Annotated in this window: 13 protein-coding genes, 2 tRNA genes and 3 rRNA genes; 15 read left to right on the forward strand and 3 right to left on the reverse strand. The window is 44.5% G+C overall.

Annotated features, from left to right (window positions below; translation table 11 throughout):
- The first annotated feature begins 1,101 nt into the window (after nt 1-1,101).
- The 10 genes from NQ565_RS05480 (at nt 1,102) to der (ending at nt 11,277) form a co-directional block, all read left to right on the forward strand.
- Nucleotides 1,102-2,628: ribosomal RNA gene (locus tag NQ565_RS05480) — 16S ribosomal RNA — on the forward strand.
- 140 nt (nt 2,629-2,768) lie between these two features.
- Nucleotides 2,769-2,842: transfer RNA gene (locus NQ565_RS05485), tRNA-Ile, on the forward strand.
- 95 nt (nt 2,843-2,937) lie between these two features.
- Nucleotides 2,938-3,011, forward strand: a tRNA-Ala gene (locus NQ565_RS05490).
- A gap of 112 nt (nt 3,012-3,123) precedes the next feature.
- A 23S ribosomal RNA gene (locus tag NQ565_RS05495) occupies nt 3,124-6,004 on the forward strand.
- Nucleotides 6,005-6,088: 84 nt separating this feature from the next.
- Nucleotides 6,089-6,200 (forward strand): 5S ribosomal RNA (rrf, locus tag NQ565_RS05500).
- The 16S, 23S and 5S rRNA genes sit together here with 2 tRNA genes alongside, the layout of an rRNA operon.
- Nucleotides 6,201-7,042: 842 nt before the next feature.
- Nucleotides 7,043-7,624: a DUF177 domain-containing protein gene (locus NQ565_RS05505; RefSeq protein ID WP_005658400.1), complete on the forward strand. Its 582-nt coding sequence runs from the start codon at nt 7,043-7,045 to the stop codon at nt 7,622-7,624.
- 12 nt (nt 7,625-7,636) lie between these two features.
- Nucleotides 7,637-7,822 carry a 50S ribosomal protein L32 gene (gene rpmF / locus NQ565_RS05510; RefSeq protein ID WP_004288267.1) on the forward strand — a complete coding sequence of 62 codons (186 nt, stop codon included), beginning with the start codon at nt 7,637-7,639 and terminating at the stop codon, nt 7,820-7,822.
- A 120-nt stretch (nt 7,823-7,942) separates the two neighbouring features.
- Nucleotides 7,943-8,947: a beta-ketoacyl-ACP synthase III gene (locus NQ565_RS05515; RefSeq protein WP_005658397.1), complete on the forward strand. Its 1,005-nt coding sequence runs from the start codon at nt 7,943-7,945 to the stop codon at nt 8,945-8,947.
- 89 nt (nt 8,948-9,036) lie between these two features.
- Entirely contained in the window at nt 9,037-9,918 is an 882-nt protein-coding gene (gene era, locus NQ565_RS05520; RefSeq protein ID WP_005658395.1) for a GTPase Era, read from the forward strand.
- 45 nt (nt 9,919-9,963) lie between these two features.
- A complete protein-coding gene (der, locus tag NQ565_RS05525) occupies nt 9,964-11,277 on the forward strand; it encodes a ribosome biogenesis GTPase Der (RefSeq protein WP_005658392.1) in 1,314 nt (437 codons plus the stop codon).
- Nucleotides 11,278-11,529: 252 nt separating this feature from the next.
- On the opposite strand, the gene NQ565_RS05530 is transcribed toward der, so the two are convergent.
- Together NQ565_RS05530 and NQ565_RS05535 are read right to left on the reverse strand one after the other, a co-directional pair.
- Nucleotides 11,530-12,300 (reverse strand): ABC transporter ATP-binding protein, encoded by a 771-nt coding sequence (locus NQ565_RS05530; protein WP_005658390.1) that lies wholly within the window; start codon nt 12,298-12,300, stop codon nt 11,530-11,532.
- A 32-nt stretch (nt 12,301-12,332) separates the two neighbouring features.
- On the reverse strand, nt 12,333-13,076 hold the full coding sequence (locus tag NQ565_RS05535) for an MlaE family ABC transporter permease (protein WP_005658388.1): 744 nt from the start codon (nt 13,074-13,076) through the stop codon (nt 12,333-12,335).
- A gap of 198 nt (nt 13,077-13,274) precedes the next feature.
- Between NQ565_RS05535 and lptB the strand changes: the two genes are divergently transcribed.
- The gene (gene lptB, locus NQ565_RS05540) at nt 13,275-14,033 is read left to right on the forward strand and encodes an LPS export ABC transporter ATP-binding protein (protein ID WP_004288278.1); all 759 of its coding nucleotides are present in this window, start codon (nt 13,275-13,277) and stop codon (nt 14,031-14,033) included.
- A gap of 95 nt (nt 14,034-14,128) precedes the next feature.
- Here the strand turns inward: lptB and NQ565_RS05545 are convergent, their stop codons facing one another.
- Nucleotides 14,129-14,377 carry an RNA recognition motif domain-containing protein gene (locus NQ565_RS05545; RefSeq protein ID WP_004288279.1) on the reverse strand — a complete coding sequence of 83 codons (249 nt, stop codon included), beginning with the start codon at nt 14,375-14,377 and terminating at the stop codon, nt 14,129-14,131.
- A gap of 674 nt (nt 14,378-15,051) precedes the next feature.
- On the opposite strand from NQ565_RS05545, the gene tig reads away from it, so the two are divergent.
- The 4 genes from tig to recQ all read left to right on the forward strand — a co-directional run bounded on the left by tig (nt 15,052) and on the right by recQ (nt 20,808).
- The gene (gene tig / locus NQ565_RS05550; protein WP_005658380.1) at nt 15,052-16,407 is read left to right on the forward strand and encodes a trigger factor; all 1,356 of its coding nucleotides are present in this window, start codon (nt 15,052-15,054) and stop codon (nt 16,405-16,407) included.
- Between the two features lie 133 nt (nt 16,408-16,540).
- Entirely contained in the window at nt 16,541-17,203 is a 663-nt protein-coding gene (gene clpP / locus NQ565_RS05555) for an ATP-dependent Clp endopeptidase proteolytic subunit ClpP (RefSeq protein ID WP_005658378.1), read from the forward strand.
- 2 nt (nt 17,204-17,205) lie between these two features.
- Nucleotides 17,206-18,450 carry an ATP-dependent Clp protease ATP-binding subunit ClpX gene (gene clpX / locus NQ565_RS05560; protein ID WP_005658375.1) on the forward strand — a complete coding sequence of 415 codons (1,245 nt, stop codon included), beginning with the start codon at nt 17,206-17,208 and terminating at the stop codon, nt 18,448-18,450.
- A 174-nt stretch (nt 18,451-18,624) separates the two neighbouring features.
- A complete protein-coding gene (gene recQ / locus NQ565_RS05565; RefSeq protein ID WP_005658374.1) occupies nt 18,625-20,808 on the forward strand; it encodes a DNA helicase RecQ in 2,184 nt (727 codons plus the stop codon).
- Nucleotides 20,809-20,887: the final 79 nt, after the last annotated feature.

Below are 20,887 nucleotides of genomic sequence, written 5' to 3' on the forward strand. Positions count from 1 at the left end.
ACAGGTTTGTTGGGTTGTGGCTTGCTTCGTGTTTTCCAGGCTGTCAGCCGCCTTTCTCCTTTTTTATGTGTCTGTTCTTTTGCTGTGCCGTTGTTTTTTTGTATCTTTTTCTCTGCCGTTTTTCTGTTTGTATTTCTTTTCCTTGTATGTGTCCGTATTGTTTTCTTCCTGTGCCGTTAGTCCTGTTAGCCTTTTTCTTGTGTCCGACACCCGGGTGTCGTGCATACCAAGACCCGGGTGTCAGACGTGCCGAGACCCGGGTGTCGAACATGTCAAGACCCGGGTGTCATACAATGCCCTTCCGTATCTCCGTGTTTTCTTTCAGCCTTCCGTTGTTTCTTTCCACGCGCATGCGCATATATTATAATGTGTCCCTTTTGTTTGGCTTTTCATCCTCCTTAAAAAATATGTTCTTCAACACATTTGTCAATCAGCGTTTTATAAAAATGTTCAAGAGAAACTCGAAAAAATCCCCTGATATATTTGGTGTGTATGTTATAAAGTCCTACTTTTGCACCCGCTTTCGAGAACGGGAGCAGCGATGTTTTGACATTCTGACAGGAACGGTGTAGGAACTCTTACCTATTTCTTCTGCTTGGGGCTTGTTTCTTTCTGAATATTTCCTTTTGAAAAAGCAGAATGAAAAAAAACTTCCGAAAACATTTGGAAGATATGAAATAAAGTTCTTACCTTTGCACCCGCTTTCAAAAAGTAAGCAGCGTTGGTTGACACACTTTTTCTTGAATCCGGGTCGGTAAAACAATCTTTCTTTTGTTCTCCCTTTCGCAAGAGAGATGACGGGAAAAAGGAAAGATGAAAAAAAAACTTCCGAAAATATTTGGAAGATATACTTAAAAGTTTTTACCTTTGCATCCGCTTTCCTGAAAAGAAAGCCGACATAAAAGAAGCGATCTTTGAAGAGATTTACATAAACAATACAAGTAGTACAAGAGCAAGACTTGTTTCTCAAAAAAGAAACGGTCTTGGGTAAAATAAAAAGAACCGTCATTACTTATTAAATAGGTAATAGATACTTTTTAAATTCGAGCGTCCTGAACAGAGCAACAACCGTTCCTATATGGAATGATTAACAATACTTTTACAATGAAGAGTTTGATCCTGGCTCAGGATGAACGCTAGCTACAGGCTTAACACATGCAAGTCGAGGGGCAGCATCATCAAAGCTTGCTTTGATGGATGGCGACCGGCGCACGGGTGAGTAACACGTATCCAACCTGCCGACAACACTGGGATAGCCTTTCGAAAGAAAGATTAATACCGGATGGCATAGTCTTCCCGCATGGGATGATTATTAAAGAATTTCGGTTGTCGATGGGGATGCGTTCCATTAGGCAGTTGGCGGGGTAACGGCCCACCAAACCTACGATGGATAGGGGTTCTGAGAGGAAGGTCCCCCACATTGGAACTGAGACACGGTCCAAACTCCTACGGGAGGCAGCAGTGAGGAATATTGGTCAATGGACGAGAGTCTGAACCAGCCAAGTAGCGTGAAGGATGACTGCCCTATGGGTTGTAAACTTCTTTTATACGGGAATAAAGTGAGCCACGTGTGGCTTTTTGTATGTACCGTATGAATAAGGATCGGCTAACTCCGTGCCAGCAGCCGCGGTAATACGGAGGATCCGAGCGTTATCCGGATTTATTGGGTTTAAAGGGAGCGTAGGCGGGTTGTTAAGTCAGTTGTGAAAGTTTGCGGCTCAACCGTAAAATTGCAGTTGATACTGGCGACCTTGAGTGCAACAGAGGTAGGCGGAATTCGTGGTGTAGCGGTGAAATGCTTAGATATCACGAAGAACTCCGATTGCGAAGGCAGCTTACTGGATTGTAACTGACGCTGATGCTCGAAAGTGTGGGTATCAAACAGGATTAGATACCCTGGTAGTCCACACAGTAAACGATGAATACTCGCTGTTGGCGATATACAGTCAGCGGCCAAGCGAAAGCATTAAGTATTCCACCTGGGGAGTACGCCGGCAACGGTGAAACTCAAAGGAATTGACGGGGGCCCGCACAAGCGGAGGAACATGTGGTTTAATTCGATGATACGCGAGGAACCTTACCCGGGCTTAAATTGCAACTGACTGAATCGGAAACGGTTCTTTCTTCGGACAGTTGTGAAGGTGCTGCATGGTTGTCGTCAGCTCGTGCCGTGAGGTGTCGGCTTAAGTGCCATAACGAGCGCAACCCTTACGGGTAGTTACCATCAGGTTATGCTGGGGACTCTACCCGGACTGCCGTCGTAAGATGTGAGGAAGGTGGGGATGACGTCAAATCAGCACGGCCCTTACGTCCGGGGCTACACACGTGTTACAATGGGGGGTACAGAAGGCAGCTACACGGCGACGTGGTGCTAATCCCGAAAGCCTCTCTCAGTTCGGATTGGAGTCTGCAACCCGACTCCATGAAGCTGGATTCGCTAGTAATCGCGCATCAGCCACGGCGCGGTGAATACGTTCCCGGGCCTTGTACACACCGCCCGTCAAGCCATGAAAGCCGGGGGTACCTGAAGTACGTAACCGCGAGGAGCGTCCTAGGGTAAAACTGGTGATTGGGGCTAAGTCGTAACAAGGTAGCCGTACCGGAAGGTGCGGCTGGAACACCTCCTTTCTGGAGCGACGCTCAGAAAAAGACGAAAAGTTGGTTCTAAAGAGATTACCTCCATAAGAACCTCTTGTACTGCGAAGATTGTTTATTAATAATATAAAGAGAAAGTAGAAGCCGAGCCTTCGGGCTAGGGTTTGACTGACAGTCCTATAGCTCAGTTGGTTAGAGCGCTACACTGATAATGTAGAGGTCGGCAGTTCAACTCTGCCTGGGACTACGACATAGTCTTGGTGAGAGACACAGACGATTCTTAATTACTAATTCTAATTACTAATTACCAATCACTGACCGTCTATTACTAACCACTATCTCGGGGGATTAGCTCAGCTGGCTAGAGCACCTGCTTTGCACGCAGGGGGTCAACGGTTCGAATCCGTTATTCTCCACTCTTGAGATTCCGTTAAATCGGAATATTCTCAAACGATCTTTGACATGATGTAACAGAAAAAAGTAAAGTTAAAGCTGAAAGTATATATCGACCATACGTTGTCGGTAAGACTAAAAGTAAGCAAGGGCGCATGGCGGATGCCTTGGCTCTCGGAGGCGATGAAGGACGTGATAAGCTGCGATAAGCTTCGGGTAGGTGCAAATAACCTTTGATCCGGAGATTTCCGAATGGGACAACCCGATTGGTTGAAGACCAATCATCCAACCAAGTTGGAGGCTAACGCAGGGAACTGAAACATCTTAGTACCTGCAGGAAAAGAAAATAAATAATGATTCCCCTAGTAGTGGCGAGCGAACGGGGACCAGCCCAAACCACCTATGTTACGGCATATGTGGGGTTGTAGGACCACGTTGTGGCAAGAAAACTGGTGAGTAGAATGTTCTGGAAAGTTCAACCATAGAGCATGATAGTTGCGTATACGAAGCCAGTCGAAGCCTAGTGGTATCCTGAGTAGCGCGGAGCACGAGGAATTCTGCGTGAATCAGCCGGGACCATCCGGTAAGGCTAAATACTCCCGAGAGACCGATAGTGAACCAGTACTGTGAAGGAAAGGTGAAAAGCACTTCGAACAGAAGAGTGAAATAGTTCCTGAAACCATGCGCCTACAAGCGGTCGGAGCTCTTACGAGTGACGGCGTGCCTTTTGCATAATGAACCTACGAGTTACTTTTTCCGGCAAGGTTAAGGGTCTTGAGACCTGCAGCCGAAGCGAAAGCGAGTCTTAACAGGGCGTTCAGTCGGAAGGAGTAGACGCGAAACCAAGTGATCTACCCTTGGGCAGGTTGAAGGATGGGTAACACCATCTGGAGGACCGAACCAATAAGCGTTGAAAAGCTTCTGGATGACCTGAGGGTGGGGGTGAAAGGCTAATCAAACTTGGAGATAGCTCGTACTCCCCGAAATGCATTTAGGTGCAGCCTTGACTTATACTGGCATGAGGTAGAGCGACTGATAAGATGCGAGGGCTTCACCGCCTATCAAGTCTTGACAAACTCCGAATGCGTGTCAGTTCTATGTCAGGAGTGAGGGCATGGGTGCTAAGGTCCATGTCCTAAAGGAGAACAATCCGGACCAACAGCTAAGGTCCCTAAATGAATACTAAGTTGAACTAACGAAGTCAGATTGCTAAGACAGCTAGGATGTTGGCTTGGAAGCAGCCATTCATTTAAAGAGTGCGTAACAGCTCACTAGTCGAGGAGTTTGGCGTGGATAATAATCGGGCATTAAGTATTCTACCGAAGCTTTGGGATGTGTAAACATCGGTAGGGGAGCATTCCACTCAGCGTTGAAGGCGAGGCGTGAGCCTTTCTGGAGCGTGTGGAAAAGCAAATGTAGGTATAAGTAACGATAAAGGGGGTGAGAAACCCCCTCGCCGAAAGACTAAGGTTTCCTGATCAACGCTAATCGGATCAGGGTTAGTCGGGTCCTAAGGCTCAGCCGAACGGCGAGGCCGATGGCAGAACCGGTTAATATTCCGGTACTACCTCAAGGAGTGACGTGGAGACGGAGCAGTGACAGTGCCGCGGACTGACGGAATAGTCCGTTAAAGGGTGTAGATGTTGATTCCTGCAGGCAAATCCGCAGGAAGAGTCGAACCTGATAGTATGGAGCGTCCTTCGGGACAATCCAATAGTGCATGTAAGCATACTCCCGAGAAAATCCGCTAAACTTAATCCTTGTGGTACCCGTACCGCAAACGGACACACGTAGTCGGGTTGAATATACTAAGGCGCTTGAGTGATTCACGGTTAAGGAACTAGGCAAACTGACCCTGTAACTTCGGGATAAAGGGTCCTCAGGGTGACTTGAGGCGCAGAGAATCGGTCCAGGCAACTGTTTAACAAAAACACAGGGCTGTGCAAAATAGAAATATGAAGTATACAGCCTGACACCTGCCCGGTGCTGGAAGGTTAAGAGGAGATGTCATCGCAAGAGAAGCATTGAATTGAAGCCCCAGTAAACGGCGGCCGTAACTATAACGGTCCTAAGGTAGCGAAATTCCTTGTCGGGTAAGTTCCGACCTGCACGAATGGTGTAATGATCTGGACGCTGTCTCAACCGTGAGCTCAGTGAAATTGTAGTATCGGTGAAGATGCCGATTACCCGCGATGGGACGAAAAGACCCCGTGAACCTTTACTATAGCTTAACATTGAATTTGGGTAATTGATGTGTAGGATAGGCCGGAGGCTTCGAAGCAGGTACGCCAGTATTTGTGGAGCCGCTGTTGAAATACGGCCCTTTGATTATTTGAGTTCTAACCCGCGGTTGCGGGGACACTGTTTGGTGGGTAGTTTGACTGGGGTGGTCGCCTCCAAAAGCGTAACGGAGGCTTCTAAAGGTGCCCTCACGACGATTGGTAACCGTCGGCAGAGTGTAATGGCATAAGGGCGCTTGACTGGGAGACTAACAAGTCGATCAGGTAGGAAACTAGAGCATAGTGATCCGGTGTTTCTGTATGGAAAGGACATCGCTCAAAGGATAAAAGGTACTCCGGGGATAACAGGCTGATCCCTCCCAAGAGCTCATATCGACGGAGGGGTTTGGCACCTCGATGTCGGCTCGTCACATCCTGGGGCTGGAGAAGGTCCCAAGGGTTGGGCTGTTCGCCCATTAAAGTGGCACGCGAGCTGGGTTCAGAACGTCGTGAGACAGTTCGGTCTCTATCTATCGTGGGCGTATGAAATTTGCGTGGCTCTGACACTAGTACGAGAGGACCGTGTTGGACTGACCTCTGGTTTACCGGTTGTGCCGCCAGGTGCATTGCCGGGTATCTAAGTCGGGATTGGATAAGTGCTGAAAGCATCTAAGTACGAAGCCAGCCACAAGATTAGATTTCTTAGGGTCGTCATAGACGATGACGTTGATAGGATGCAGGTGTACAGGCAGCGATGTCATAGCCGAGCATTACTAATTGCCCGTTCACTTTTAGTTTTGCCGTGTATGGGTGGTATATACGTTCAGTTTACCGGTTTCATTACCGGTTAGTCTTTACTTTTTACATCATGTCTGCCTTATTCAGGTGACTATAGCACTGAGGTTCCACCTCTTCCCCATTCCGAACAGAGAAGTTAAGCTCAGTCACGCCGATGGTACTGCGTAACAGTGGGAGAGTAGGTAGTCGCCGTTTTTAGAGAGAAGCCCCTGTATCGGAAGATGCAGGGGCTTTCTTGTTTTCGGGTTATTTTGTCTGCCTTGCCTTATACTTGCCTTGTTTTGCTTGCTTTGCTTTTCTTTTCTTTTCTTTGTTTTGCTTGCTTTCTTGGGGTCAGCAGATTTTTAGTGGGGATTATTTTTATACTTGTGAAGTGTTTTTTCTTTCTTTGCTTTTAGGATACTATATCGTATCATACCCGTATCACATCATATATCTGGCAAGCATTTCCTCTTATGTCTTTCTGTTCTTATCTCTGAAAAAATGCTCTGTCTCTTATGTGAGGAGAAGTTTTATTTATATCTCTTTAAACAGGTTTTGAAATTTCCCTTTCCTTTCCCGTACCGAATGAGTATCCCATAGGAATGCCGGAACTTATATCTTATCATATCCGTATCACAGCGTATTTCGGGCACTGAGCTAATCCTTTACTTCACTCTATCCCTTTAATAAAGAAGATTTGCTATACAGGCGTAAGAGCAGGCTAAGCTGTGTCCCTGCTTTTAGGGGATTTATGCTCTTTTGCCTGAAATTACCGGTTTCGCATTATATTCCAACTGTATCCTATCGCCTTTTTGATAAGCATGTTTTCATGTCTTTCCGTTTTTATGCCTGAAAGAATCCTTTGTATTCTCTGTTGTGAAAAGTAATATTTCACTCTCTGTGTACTGTTACGCTTCCTTTTATACCATATAAATCAGTCTTATCGGTGACCGAAACAGGGTGAAATGAATATAAAAAGTGAATATTTTGTTCTAATTACTACATAATGAGGATAATTATTTGTATCTTTGTCGCCCGAATAAATAAAAGAAGCTTTGGGAAAGTTTGATAAATACAAAATCGATTTGAAAGGTATGCAGGCAGATTCATGCAAATATGAATTTGTATTGGATAACCTTTTCTTCGCTAATATTGACGGTCCGGAAGTGCAGAAGGGCAAAGTCAATGTTGTTTTGGTTGTAAAGAAAACATCTCGTGCTTTCGAATTGAATTTTCAGACAGACGGAATGGTGTGGGTTCCATGCGATCGCTGTTTGGATGACATGGAACAGCTGGTAAGTTCTACAGATAAGTTGCTGGTGAAGTTTGGACATGAATATGCCGAAGAGGGTGATAATCTGATTGTCATTCCTGAAGAAGAAGGAGAAATCAATGTGGCGTGGTTCATGTATGAGTTTATAGCCTTGGCAATCCCGATGAAGCATGTACACGCTCCGGGCAAATGCAACAAGGCTATGAGTAGTAAATTGAGCAAGCATTTGCGTACTACCCCGGATGATGAGATGGATGAAGATTCTTTTGTTTCGGAGGACAGCGATGAACTTGCAAATGATGATACGGAAACAGCGGTAGACCCGCGTTGGGACGAATTAAAAAAAATATTAGATAACAATTAAAGATTAAAGAAAATGGCACATCCTAAGAGAAGACAGTCAAAAACAAGAACTGCAAAGAGAAGAACTCATGATAAAGCAGTAGCTCCTACACTGGCTATTTGTCCGAATTGCGGTGAATGGCATGTATATCACACTGTATGTGGTGCATGTGGCTACTATCGTGGTAAGCTGGCAGTAGAGAAAGAAGCTGCTGTTTAATTGGGCAGTTTGACTAAACTTATACTTGAATATCGGGCGTCTGAAAAGATTTGTAGCATTCAATGAACAAACCTTTTTAGACTGCCGTTGTTTAAGTATCTTTATAAGTAAACAAGATTAATGGAAAAAATAAATGCAGTAATTACAGGAGTCGGCGGTTATGTGCCTGATTATATCTTGACAAATGACGAGATATCCAAAATGGTAGATACCAATGATGAATGGATTATGACCCGTATCGGAGTTAAGGAAAGACACATCCTGAATGAAGAGGGTTTGGGCACATCATACATGGCACGCAAGGCTGCAAAGCAATTAATGCAGCGTACCGGTTCCAATCCGGATGACATCGACCTGGTGATTGTCGCTACTTCCACTCCGGACTATCAATTCCCCTCTATTGCATCTATCTTGTGCGACAAGCTTGGATTGAAAAATGCCTTTGCATTTGATATGTCTGCCGCTTGTTGCGGTTTCCTTTATATGATGGAGACGGCTGCGAACTTTATCCGTTCGGGTAGATACAAGAAAGTTATTATTGTAGGTGCAGACAAGATGTCGTCAATCGTGAACTATACAGACCGTGCTACCTGTCCGATTTTCGGTGACGGTGCGGCTGCCTTTATGATGGAACCGACAACAGAAGAACTGGGCGTTATGGATGCTATGCTTAGAACAGACGGAAAGGGATTGCCTTTCCTGCATCTGAAAGCCGGCGGTTCTGTTTGTCCTCCTTCTTATTTCACGATAGACAATCACATGCATTACCTTTATCAGGAGGGTCGCACGGTATTTAAGTATGCAGTATCCAACATGTCGGATATAAGCGCTGCGATTGCAGAAAAGAATAATCTGACAAAAGATACGATTGACTGGGTGGTTCCCCATCAGGCCAATCTGCGCATTATCGATGCTGTGGCGCACCGCTTGGAAGTTCCTCATGAGAAAGTGCTGATAAATATCGACCGCTACGGTAATACGAGCGCAGGTACGCTTCCGCTTTGTATATGGGACTTTGAAGAGAAACTGAAGAAAGGAGATAACCTTATCTTTACGGCATTCGGAGCAGGATTTACCTGGGGAGCTGTTTACGTGAAATGGGGTTATGACGGTAAGAAACAGTAATGTAACCGTTACAAACAAAATATGATAAAAAGACGCATCCTATTTCGATTCGATGCGTTTTTTTGTCTCAATTCAAATACGTGAGGATTATGCATAAAGCAGGTTTTGTCAATATTGTGGGAAATCCCAATGTAGGTAAGTCTACATTGATGAATGCACTGGTAGGTGAGCGTATTTCAATCGCCACTTTCAAAGCGCAGACCACCCGTCATCGGATTATGGGTATATATAATACGGATGATATGCAGATTGTATTTTCGGATACGCCGGGCGTACTGAAACCTACTTATAAATTGCAAGAGTCTATGCTGAACTTCTCCTCTTCGGCATTGACAGATGCAGATGTGTTGCTGTATGTGACGGATGTGGTCGAGACACCTGACAAGCATAATGATTTTGTGGAGAAAGTAAGCCGCATGGAAGTACCTGTATTGTTGCTCGTCAATAAAATTGATTTGAGCAATCAGGAAAAGCTGGTGGAACTGGTGGAGGCATGGAAAGAATTGTTGCCGAACGCAGAGATTATTCCTATTTCGGCTGCCACCAAGTTCAATGTGGATTACGTGATGAAGCGGATAAAGGAGCTGTTGCCGGATTCTCCCCCTTATTTCGATAAGGATCAGTGGACGGACAAACCGGCCCGTTTTTTTGTAAACGAGATTATCCGCGAAAAGATACTGTTATATTATGACAAGGAGATACCCTATTCGGTAGAGGTTGTTGTAGAGCAATTCAAGGAAGAAGAAAAGAAGATACATATCAATGCTGTGATATACGTTGAACGTGATTCGCAGAAAGGTATTATCATCGGTAAGCAGGGGAAGGCCCTGAAAAAAGTGGCCACCGAGGCTCGCCGTGATTTGGAGAGATTCTTCGGGAAAACAATATTCCTGGAGACATTTGTGAAGGTTGACAAGGATTGGCGCAGTTCGGACAAGGAACTGCGTAACTTCGGTTATCAGCTGGACTAATATTCATACGACTGTGACAGTCGCAAAAAACAAAGAGTGTAACCTATGGGAAATTTAGTTGCAATCGTAGGACGTCCCAATGTGGGAAAGTCTACATTATTTAATCGCCTGACCAAAACAAGACAGGCTATTGTTAACGAAGAGGCAGGAACAACACGTGACCGCCAATATGGAAAGTCCGAATGGCTGGGGCGCGAATTTTCGGTTGTAGATACCGGTGGCTGGGTTGTGAACTCAGATGATATTTTTGAAGAGGAAATACGCAAGCAGGTGTTAATGGCTGTGGACGAAGCGGATGTTATTCTGTTCGTAGTGGATGTGATGAACGGAGTGACGGATTTGGATTTGCAGGTAGCTTCCATTTTGCGCCGTACCAAAAAGCCGGTTTTATTGGTTGCGAACAAGACCGATAATAATGAGTTGCAATATAATGCTCCCGAATTTTATAGTCTGGGTTTGGGTGATCCATACTGTATTTCGGCAGTGACCGGTAGCGGTACGGGCGATTTGATGGACCTTATCGTTGAGAATTTCAAGAAAGAGTCTGATGAAATTCTGGATGAGGATATTCCCCGTTTTGCGGTAGTGGGACGTCCGAATGCCGGAAAGTCATCCATCGTTAATGCTTTCATCGGTGAGGACCGCAATATCGTGACGGAAATAGCGGGAACGACCCGTGACTCAATCTATACCCGTTACAATAAGTTTGGTTTTGATTTCTATTTGGTAGATACGGCAGGTATTCGCAAGAAGAACAAGGTGAACGAAGATTTGGAATATTATTCGGTTATCCGCTCTATCCGTTCTATCGAAAATTCGGATGTCTGCATTTTGATGCTGGATGCTACACGCGGTATCGAGAGTCAGGATTTGAATATCTTCTCACTTATCCAGAAAAACTCTAAAGGGCTGGTGGTAGTTGTGAACAAGTGGGATTTGGTGGAAGATAAAACGGTGAAAGTAATGAAAACTTTTGAGAATGCAATCCGCAACCGTTTTGCTCCTTTTGTCGATTTTCCGATAATTTTTGCTTCGGCATTGACTAAACAGCGTATCCTGAAAGTATTGGAAGAAGCCCGTACTGTATATGAGAACCGTATGATACGCATACCGACTGCCCGCTTGAATGAAGAGATGTTGCCGCTTATCGAGGCTTATCCGCCCCCTGCCATCAAAGGTAAGTATATCAAAATAAAATACATTACGCAATTGCCGAATACGCAAATTCCTTCTTTCGTTTATTTTGCCAATTTGCCGCAATATGTAAAGGAACCATATAGACGTTTCCTTGAAAATAAAATGCGTGAGAAATGGAATCTGACGGGGACACCGATAAATGTATATATACGGCAGAAGTAAAAACAAGCCTGTATATATTGGATAAAAAAGTTAAAAGACTGGTTCATATTGACTCAGTCTTTTTTTTGCTTTTTTATTAGATTGTTTTACCTAATTTTGTAGCTGTAATTGAGATTGCTGCTACCTTTGGTTGCTGCAATAAAAATATATCGTGATGATATACATCAATTCTATTAACTGGTTTTATGAGGATAGGTGTCCGGGGCGGTGGTCCCGGACACTTTTTTTAGGAATACAGTTGTTCTTACAGCCTTAGCCTTCTATGTTTTGTATTTCAACCTCTTTCACTTTACGGAAGAGATCGGAAGCAAAAATAAAATTATTCAAACGCTCATTGGTAGATGTAAAAATATCGTTTTTGCTGCCTTCCCATTCTTTGTGCCCTTCATAAATGTAGATAATTTTTTCTCCGATACCCATTACAGAGTTCATGTCATGGGTATTGATAAGGGTGGTCATATTGTACTCACGGGTAATGTCCTGTATCAGTTCATCAATGACGAGCGACGTCTTGGGGTCCAAGCCGGAATTGGGTTCATCGCAGAACAGATATTGAGGGTTCAAGGCAATGGCGCGTGCGATGGCAACGCGTTTTTGCATACCGCCACTGATTTCACCGGGGAATTTATCTTTCGCTTCAATAAGGTTTACGCGCTCCAGGCAAAACATGGCACGGCGCGTGCGGTCGCGCAAGGTATCCGAGCTGAACATGTTGAGGGGGAACATAACGTTGTCCAGTACCGTCATCGAGTCGAACAGGGCGGCGCTTTGGAATATCATCCCCATTTCGCGGCGCAGGGCTTTCTTCTCTTTCTTTCCCATGGTAAGGAAATTGCGGTGGTCGTATAATAATTCACCTTTTTCGGGTGTCAGCAGGCCTACGATACATTTCATCAGTACGGTTTTTCCGGAACCGCTCTGGCCAATAATAAGATTGGTCTTTCCGTTTTCGAATGTGGCATTGATATCCGTCAGTACCTCTTTCTCTTCAAATGACTTGCAAAGTCCTTTCAGTTCAATCATTCCTACTTAGTTTTGAATTTAGAATCAACTTGTCAGCCCATTAGCAACTGGGTCAGTATGAGATCGGCAAACAGAATCAGTACACTGCTGCATACCACTGAATCCGTAGATGCTTTACCTACTTCGATAGACCCTCCTTCGACCGAATAACCGAAGAATGCCGATACGCTGGCAATGATAAAGGCAAAAAACAGAGACTTGATGATGCCGCACCAGATAAACCATTCTACAAACATGTATTGCAGACCGTATTCCAAATCTACGGCCGACATGATACCGCCGAACCAGCATGTACAAAAAGCACCGATGATGCCGGCGAATATACTGAACGTTACCATAAGAGGAATAGTTGACACCATTGCCGCTATCTTAGGTAATATCAGGTAATTGGCAGAATTGACACCCATAATCTCAAGAGCGTCTATTTGCTGGGTAACCCGCATCGTTCCAAGTTCGGAAGCGATGTTCGAGCCTACTTTGCCTGCCAATATCAGACACATGATGGAGGACGAGAACTCCAGCAACATAATTTCGCGGGTGACATATCCCACCGTCCAGCGTGGCATGAAAGGGCTTTCTATGTTCAGCTTGATTTGTATGGTAATAACGGCTCCGATAAAAAATGATATTAGCAATACGATGCCGATGGAGTTTACGCCCAGTTGTTCTATCTCATTGATGTATTGGCGGAAGAACATACGCATGCGTTCCGGACGGGCAAAAACACGACCCATTAATATGATGTATCTTCCTACTGTTCTAAGTGCTTTAATCATGACTCGTAAGTATTTGTCTGCAAATGTACACTATTTCAGCTTATTTTTGCTACATTTGCGCCAGTTTCACCACAGATTACGCCGAATGGCACAGTATTTTTGCTGAAACCAGGATGAAGACGATTGTAATCTGGGGAAGAAACGGCAGTATTGAGGACTGATAGTAATCTGTATATATAATTGTGGTGACATAGCGTTATGGAAGAAGAAAGCAAAATGGTGCTCCGGACAGAGGATTTGGTGAAGAAGTACGGAAAGCGTACGGTAGTCAGCCATGTCTCTATCAACGTAAAGCAGGGAGAAATTGTGGGATTGCTGGGACCGAACGGTGCCGGTAAGACTACTTCGTTCTATATGACCGTAGGATTGATAACTCCCAATGAAGGACGCATCTTTTTGGATGATTTGGATATAACAAAATACCCTGTATACAAACGGGCGCAGACTGGTATCGGTTATTTGGCGCAGGAAGCATCGGTGTTTCGCCAGATGAGTGTGGAAGATAATATTGCGGCTGTGTTGGAAATGACGGACAAGCCTTTGGACTATCAGAAAGATAAGCTGGAAAGTCTGATTGCAGAGTTCCGTTTGCAAAAGGTCCGTAAGAATAAAGGCAACCAGTTGTCCGGTGGCGAGCGCCGTCGTACGGAGATTGCCCGTTGCTTGGCCATCGACCCGAAGTTCATTATGCTGGACGAGCCGTTTGCCGGAGTAGACCCTATTGCGGTGGAAGATATTCAGCAGATTGTCTGGAAGTTGAAAGACCGGAATATCGGTATTCTGATAACCGACCACAATGTGCAGGAAACCTTGAGCATCACCGACCGTGCTTATCTGCTGTTTGAAGGAAAAATCCTGTTTCAAGGTACGCCCGAAGAGCTTGCCGAGAATAAGATTGTACGCGAAAAGTATTTGAGTAACAGTTTTGTGCTTCGTCGCAAGGACTTTATGGTGTAGAGCCGGTTTTTGCAGCAGCATATAACAATAAGCCTATAACAATAAAAAAGACCGTCCAAGACGGTCTTTCTTATTTTCTCCTTTAATCTATATGATTAGTATTTCGGAGGTCTTGCTTCTTTTACCACCATCTGACGACCGAAGAATTCGGCGCCGTCCAGTTCGGAGATAGCTTTGGCGGCAGCTGCGCTGTCTTCCATTTCTACGAATGCAATGCCTCTGAAACGTCCGGTTGCGCGGTCCATGATAAATTTAACAGAAGATACTGTGCCGTAGTCCTCCATAACCTTTTGCAGGTCATCTTCCTTAACTCGGTAGTTAAGGTTTCCAACATAAATGTTCATAACGAAAAATGTAAATAATATAAAAATGAATAAAACTCTCTTAGAAAGACAGCCGAATAATAAAAGGATTGCAACGACAGAGAGTTTACAAAAACGTTTTTTCAACGGAAGTAAAAACCATGTAATGGAAATCGAGAAACTAATATGCCATCATTCTGCGACAAAGGAACACATTAATTTCGGATATACAATACTTTTTCTCAATTATTTTTATTTCTCTTGCCATAAGGCGGAAAGAATGCCCCGCTCATCTATATATTTCTTTGATTTTAATGGATTTGTTGTATTTGCCTGCCGGCAATATGTTTTCCTGATACGGGCTTATTCCCTTGTTCAGGGGTGTTCGCTGATTTATGACATGTGTACCAAATAATTTCTTCCTTTGGTACACGTTGTACCTTACTAAGGTACGGCGGCTACCACTCTTTGGTACGACGGCTACCACCCTTTGGTACGACAGCTACCACAGTGTGGTATTCCTGCTATCAAGCGGTGGTATTGGGAAGATTGCCCGGAGGTACTGCATTAAAGAAACGGGATGGAAAAGTTTTGGCGGTAGGGGAGGCAAAGGAAATAATTGCTTGTGTTTTTTGATAATTAAAAGATTAACGTTAATTTTGCACGCTCAAATTGGAGAATGAAATAAAGTATAAATCAAATAAATAATTGTCAGAATGAACGTTTCATTGCAAAACATTGACAAAGTAAGCGCACTGCTTACTGTAAAGCTTGAGAAAGCAGACTATCAGGAAAAGGTAGACAAATCATTGAAGAACTTCCGTCAGAAAGCTCAAATCCCCGGTTTCCGTAAAGGCATGGTTCCGATGAGCCTGGTGAAGAAAATGTATGGTAAGTCGGTATTGGCTGAAGAGGTTAATAAGCTTCTTTCTGATTCCGTATATAAGTATATCCAAGATAATAAGGTGAATATTTTGGGCGAGCCTCTGCCTAATGAAGACAAGCAGAAAGCTATCGACTTCGATACAATGGAAGAATTTGAATTCCTGTTCGACATTGCTTTGGCTCCGGAATTCAAAGCTGAGGTTGCTGCAGACGATAAAGTAGATTACTATACGATCGATGTAACCGAAGAAATGGTTGACAACCAGGTGAAGGCTTATACGCAGCGTAACGGTAAGTACGAAAAGGTAGACGCCTATGCCGACAACGATATGTTGAAGGGTCTGCTCGCCGAACTGGATGCAGAAGGCAACACCAAAGAAGGTGGCGTTCAGGTGGAAGGTGCCGTTATGATGCCGGCATATATGAAGAACGACGACCAGAAAGCCATCTTTGCCAATGCAAAGGTAAACGATGTACTCGTATTCAATCCTTATACAGCATGGGATGGCAATGCAGCCGAACTCTCTTCGCTGCTGAAGGTAGACAAAGAAGCTGCTGCCGAAATGAAATCCAACTTCAGCTTCCAGGTAGAGGAAATTACCCGTTTCGTGGCAGGTGAGCTGAACCAGGAGATTTTCGATCAGGTATTTGGCGAAGGCGTTGTCAAGACCGAAGAAGAATTCCGTGCCAAAGTGAAAGAGGTTATCGCCAACCAGTTTGTAGCTGACAGCGATTATAAATTCCTGTTGGATGTTCGTAAGATGCTGATGGAAAAAGTCGGTAAATTGGAATTCCCGGATGCGTTGCTCAAGCGTATCATGCGTTTGAACAACCAGGACAAGGACGAAAAATTCGTAGAAGACAATTACGACAAGAGTATCGAAGAACTGACTTGGCATCTGATTAAAGAGCAACTGGTGAAAGCCAACGATATTAAAGTTGAACAGGATGACATCCTTAATATGGCAAAGGAAACTACCCGTGCACAGTTTGCACAGTATGGTATGCTGAGCGTGCCCGAAGAAATCCTCGACAACTATGCAAAAGAAATGCTGAAGAAGAAAGAAAGCATCGAAGGTCTGGTGAACCGTGTTGTTGAAACGAAACTGGCTTCAGCCTTGAAAACGCAGGTAACGTTGGAGAACAAGAACATCTCGGCTGCGGATTTCAACAAGATGTTTGAATAAGATTTTGGCGGGAAGCCGCTGATTTTTATAAAGAACACAGAGTTTGACAAACTATAACTCTGTGTTTTTTTGTGTCTCTGTGTTCTTTTTCGTTTCTTTGCATTCACATTAAAAAATTAAAAAGAGAAAGACAATGGATGATTTTAGAAAATACGCTACCAAGCATTTGGGAATGAACAGCTTGGTGCTGGATGATGTGATTAAATCACAAGCCGGGTATTTAAATCCCTATATCCTGGAAGAGCGTCAGTTGAATGTAACTCAATTGGACGTATTCTCCCGCCTGATGATGGACCGCATCATTTTCCTCGGTACGCAGATAGACGACTATACCGCCAATACCCTGCAGGCTCAATTGCTGTATCTGGATTCTGTAGACCCGGGCAAGGACATCTCTATCTATATCAACTCGCCGGGTGGTTCGGTATATGCCGGACTGGGCATTTACGACACCATGCAGTTCATTAGCAGCGATGTAGCCACCATCTGCACCGGTATGGCTGCCAGTATGGCGGCAGTGTTGCTGGTGGCCGGAGCAGAAGGCAAGCGTTCTGCACTGACGCACTCGCGCGTAATGATTCACCAGCCGATGGGCGGCGCACAAGGACAAGCCTCGGACATTGAAATCACGGCACGTGAAATCCAAAAATTGAAGAAAGAACTTTATACTATCATAGCCGACCATTCGCATACATCTTTTGATAAGGTGTGGGCCGACTCCGACCGCGACTATTGGATGACGGCGCAGGAAGCCAAAGAGTATGGTATGATAGACCAAGTCTATACAAAGAAATAAATATGGCAGACTCTAAACGAAACAAGAACAGATGCAGTTTCTGCGGACGCTCGGAAGATGAGGTCGGCTTCCTTATAACGGGGATGAACGGCTACATCTGCGATAGTTGTGCTGTCCAGGCCTATGAGATTACTCAAGAGGCTTTGGATGCCAAAAAAGGTGATGGCGCTACGAAACTGAATCTGAAAGAACTTCCTAAACCTGTAGAGATTAAGAATTTTCTCGATCAGTATGTTATCGGGCAGGATGATGCGAAACGTTTCCTGTCGGTATCTGTGTACAATCATTATAAGCGCCTGCTGCAGAAAGCGGGGGATGATGATGTGGAGATTGAAAAGTCCAATATCATCATGGTGGGCAGTACCGGAACCGGTAAGACTTTGCTTGCCCGTACCATTGCCAAATTGTTGCATGTACCTTTTACTATCGTAGATGCAACCGTGCTGACGGAAGCCGGTTACGTAGGCGAGGATATCGAAAGTATCCTTACCCGTCTGTTGCAGGTGGCGGACTATAACGTAGCGCAAGCGGAGCAAGGCATTGTGTTTATAGATGAAATAGACAAGATAGCCCGTAAAAGCGACAATCCTTCCATTACCCGTGATGTAAGCGGCGAGGGCGTACAACAGGGATTGCTGAAGCTGCTGGAAGGCTCGGTCGTGAATGTTCCGCCTCAGGGAGGACGTAAGCATCCCGACCAGAAGATGATTCCGGTGAACACCAAGAATATATTGTTTATTTGCGGCGGTGCATTCGACGGCATCGAGAAGAAAATAGCGCAACGCCTCAATACCAATGTCGTGGGTTATGGGGCGGTGCGCAATACGGCGGCCATCGACAAGAATAATATGATGCAGTACATTGCTCCGCAGGATTTGAAATCGTTCGGCCTGATTCCCGAAATCATCGGTCGTCTGCCGGTATTGACCTATTTGAATCCTTTGGACCGTACGGCATTGCGTGCCATTCTGACGGAACCGAAAAATTCCATAATCAAGCAATACGTCAAGTTGTTTGAAATGGATGGTGTGAAGCTGACTTTTGAAGATGCGGTGTTTGAGTATATTGTAGACAAAGCTATTGAATACAAGCTGGGAGCTCGCGGTTTGCGTTCCATCGTAGAAACCATTATGATGGATGCGATGTTTGAAATCCCTTCCGAACACAAAGATGGTTTTACAGTAACTTTGGACTATGCCCGTGCCCAGTTGGAAAAAGCGAATATGGCAAGACTTCAAAATGCTTAAAATCAAAAGGTAATACAAATAAAGCAGACTTTTTTGTGTTTTATTGAAAAATATTCGGCGGATTATGCTTGAAATTTAAGAAGTTGTTTATAACTTTGTTAGAGTTCTTGAAAATAAGAAACGTCATGTAGCGGCGTTATTAATAGCTTAACTCAATAAACAACCTAATGAATCATGGCAGGGAAGAAGATTAATTTGACAGACCAGCTGAAGAACTACTTCGGGTTCGACACTTTTAAAGGAAATCAGGAAGCAATCATACAGAATCTGTTGGCGGGTAACGATACTTTCGTGTTGATGCCCACCGGCGGTGGAAAGTCTTTGTGCTATCAGTTACCCTCTTTGTTGATGGACGGCACGGCCATTGTGATTTCTCCTCTGATTGCCCTGATGAAGAATCAGGTCGATGCGATGCGTAATTTCAGCGAGGAGGATGGAATAGCTCATTTCATCAATTCTTCCCTTAACAAGAGTGCGATAGACCAGGTGAAGTCCGATATCCTTGCCGGGCGGACGAAACTGCTGTATGTAGCTCCGGAGTCTTTGACAAAAGAAGAGAACGTGGAGTTCCTGAAAACGGTTAAGATTTCTTTCTATGCCGTAGATGAGGCCCATTGTATTTCTGAATGGGGACATGACTTCCGACCGGAATATCGCCGTATCCGTCCTATTATCAATGAAATCGGGAAAGCTCCGCTCATTGCATTGACTGCAACCGCCACACCAAAGGTGCAGCACGATATCCAAAAGAATCTGGGTATGGTGGAAGCGCAGGTGTTCAAGTCGTCTTTCAATCGTCCGAACCTTTATTATGAGGTACGTCCCAAGACTGCAAACGTAGATAAGGATATTATCAAGTTCATCAAGAACAATCCGGAAAAGTCGGGTATCATCTATTGCCTGAGCCGGAAGAAAGTAGAGGAACTTGCCGAGATACTTCAGGCAAACGGGATTAATGCCCGTGCCTATCATGCTGGAATGGATTCGGCCACACGAACACAGAATCAGGATGATTTCCTTATGGAAAAAATCGATGTGATCGTGGCCACGATTGCTTTCGGTATGGGTATTGACAAACCGGATGTGCGTTATGTGATTCACTATGATATTCCGAAAAGCCTGGAGGGGTATTATCAGGAAACCGGACGTGCCGGAAGAGATGGAGGCGAAGGACAGTGTATTACTTTTTATACCAATAAAGACCTGCAGAAACTGGAAAAGTTTATGCAAGGCAAGCCTGTTGCAGAGCAGGAAATAGGCAAGCAGCTTCTGCTGGAAACCGCTGCGTATGCCGAATCGTCCGTTTGCCGCCGAAAAACGTTGCTACACTATTTCGGTGAGGAATATACGGAAGAAAATTGTGGAAATTGTGACAACTGTTTAAATCCGAAAAAACAAGTGGAAGCTCAGGAATTATTGTGCACCGTAATAGAAACTGTTCTTGCGGTAAAAGAAAATTTTAAAGCAGACTATATTATAGATATTATACAGGGAAAAGAAACTTCGGAAGTGCAGGCGCATCTGCATGAAGATTTGGAAGTGTTCGGTTCCGGTATGGGAGAAGAAGACAAAACTTGGAATGCTGTTATCCGCCAGGCATTGATTGCCGGTTATTTGACCAAAGAAGTCGAAAACTACGGCTTGTTGAAAGTAACGGATGCAGGTAAGAAATTCTTGAAGCATCCTAAATCCTTTAAGATTACGGAAGATAATGATTTCGAGGAAGTGGAGGAAGAAGCACCGGCACGCGGCGGTGGCGCCTGTGCGGTAGACCCGGCTCTCTATTCCATGTTGAAAGACTTGCGTAAGAAGCTCTCCAAGAAGTTGGAAGTACCGCCTTATGTTATATTCCAGGACCCTTCTTTGGAAGCAATGGCAACTATTTATCCGATAACTTTGGATGAGTTGCAGAATATTCCGGGGGTAGGAGCCGGCAAGGCGAAGCGTTATGGTGAAGAGTTTTGTAAGCTGATTAAACGCCATTGTGAGGAGAACGAGATAGAACGTCCGGAAGATTTGCGTGTACGTACCGTGGCCAACAAGTCTAAGATGAAGGTCGCTATCATTCAGGCTATTGATCGCAAGGTGGCTTTGGACGATATCGCCATGTCAAAAGGTATTGAGTTTGAGGAGTTGCTGGATGAGATAGAAGCTATTGTCTACTCCGGTACGAAACTGAATATCGACTACTTCCTGGAAGATATTATGGACGAAGACCATCTGTTGGATATATACGACTATTTCAAAGAATCTACTACGGATAATATCGATGATGCTTTGGATGAGCTGGGGGATGATTTTACAGAAGAAGAAGTACGTTTGGTACGTATTAAGTTCATCTCCGAAATGGCAAATTAATCCTCGGGCTGCGATAAAAAAAGAAAAAAATATTGCGTGTAAATATACGGAATGGAATAAAAACCGTATATTTGCACGC

Source organism: Bacteroides stercoris ATCC 43183 (genome assembly GCF_025147325.1).
Classification (GTDB): Bacteria; Bacteroidota; Bacteroidia; order Bacteroidales; family Bacteroidaceae; genus Bacteroides; species Bacteroides stercoris.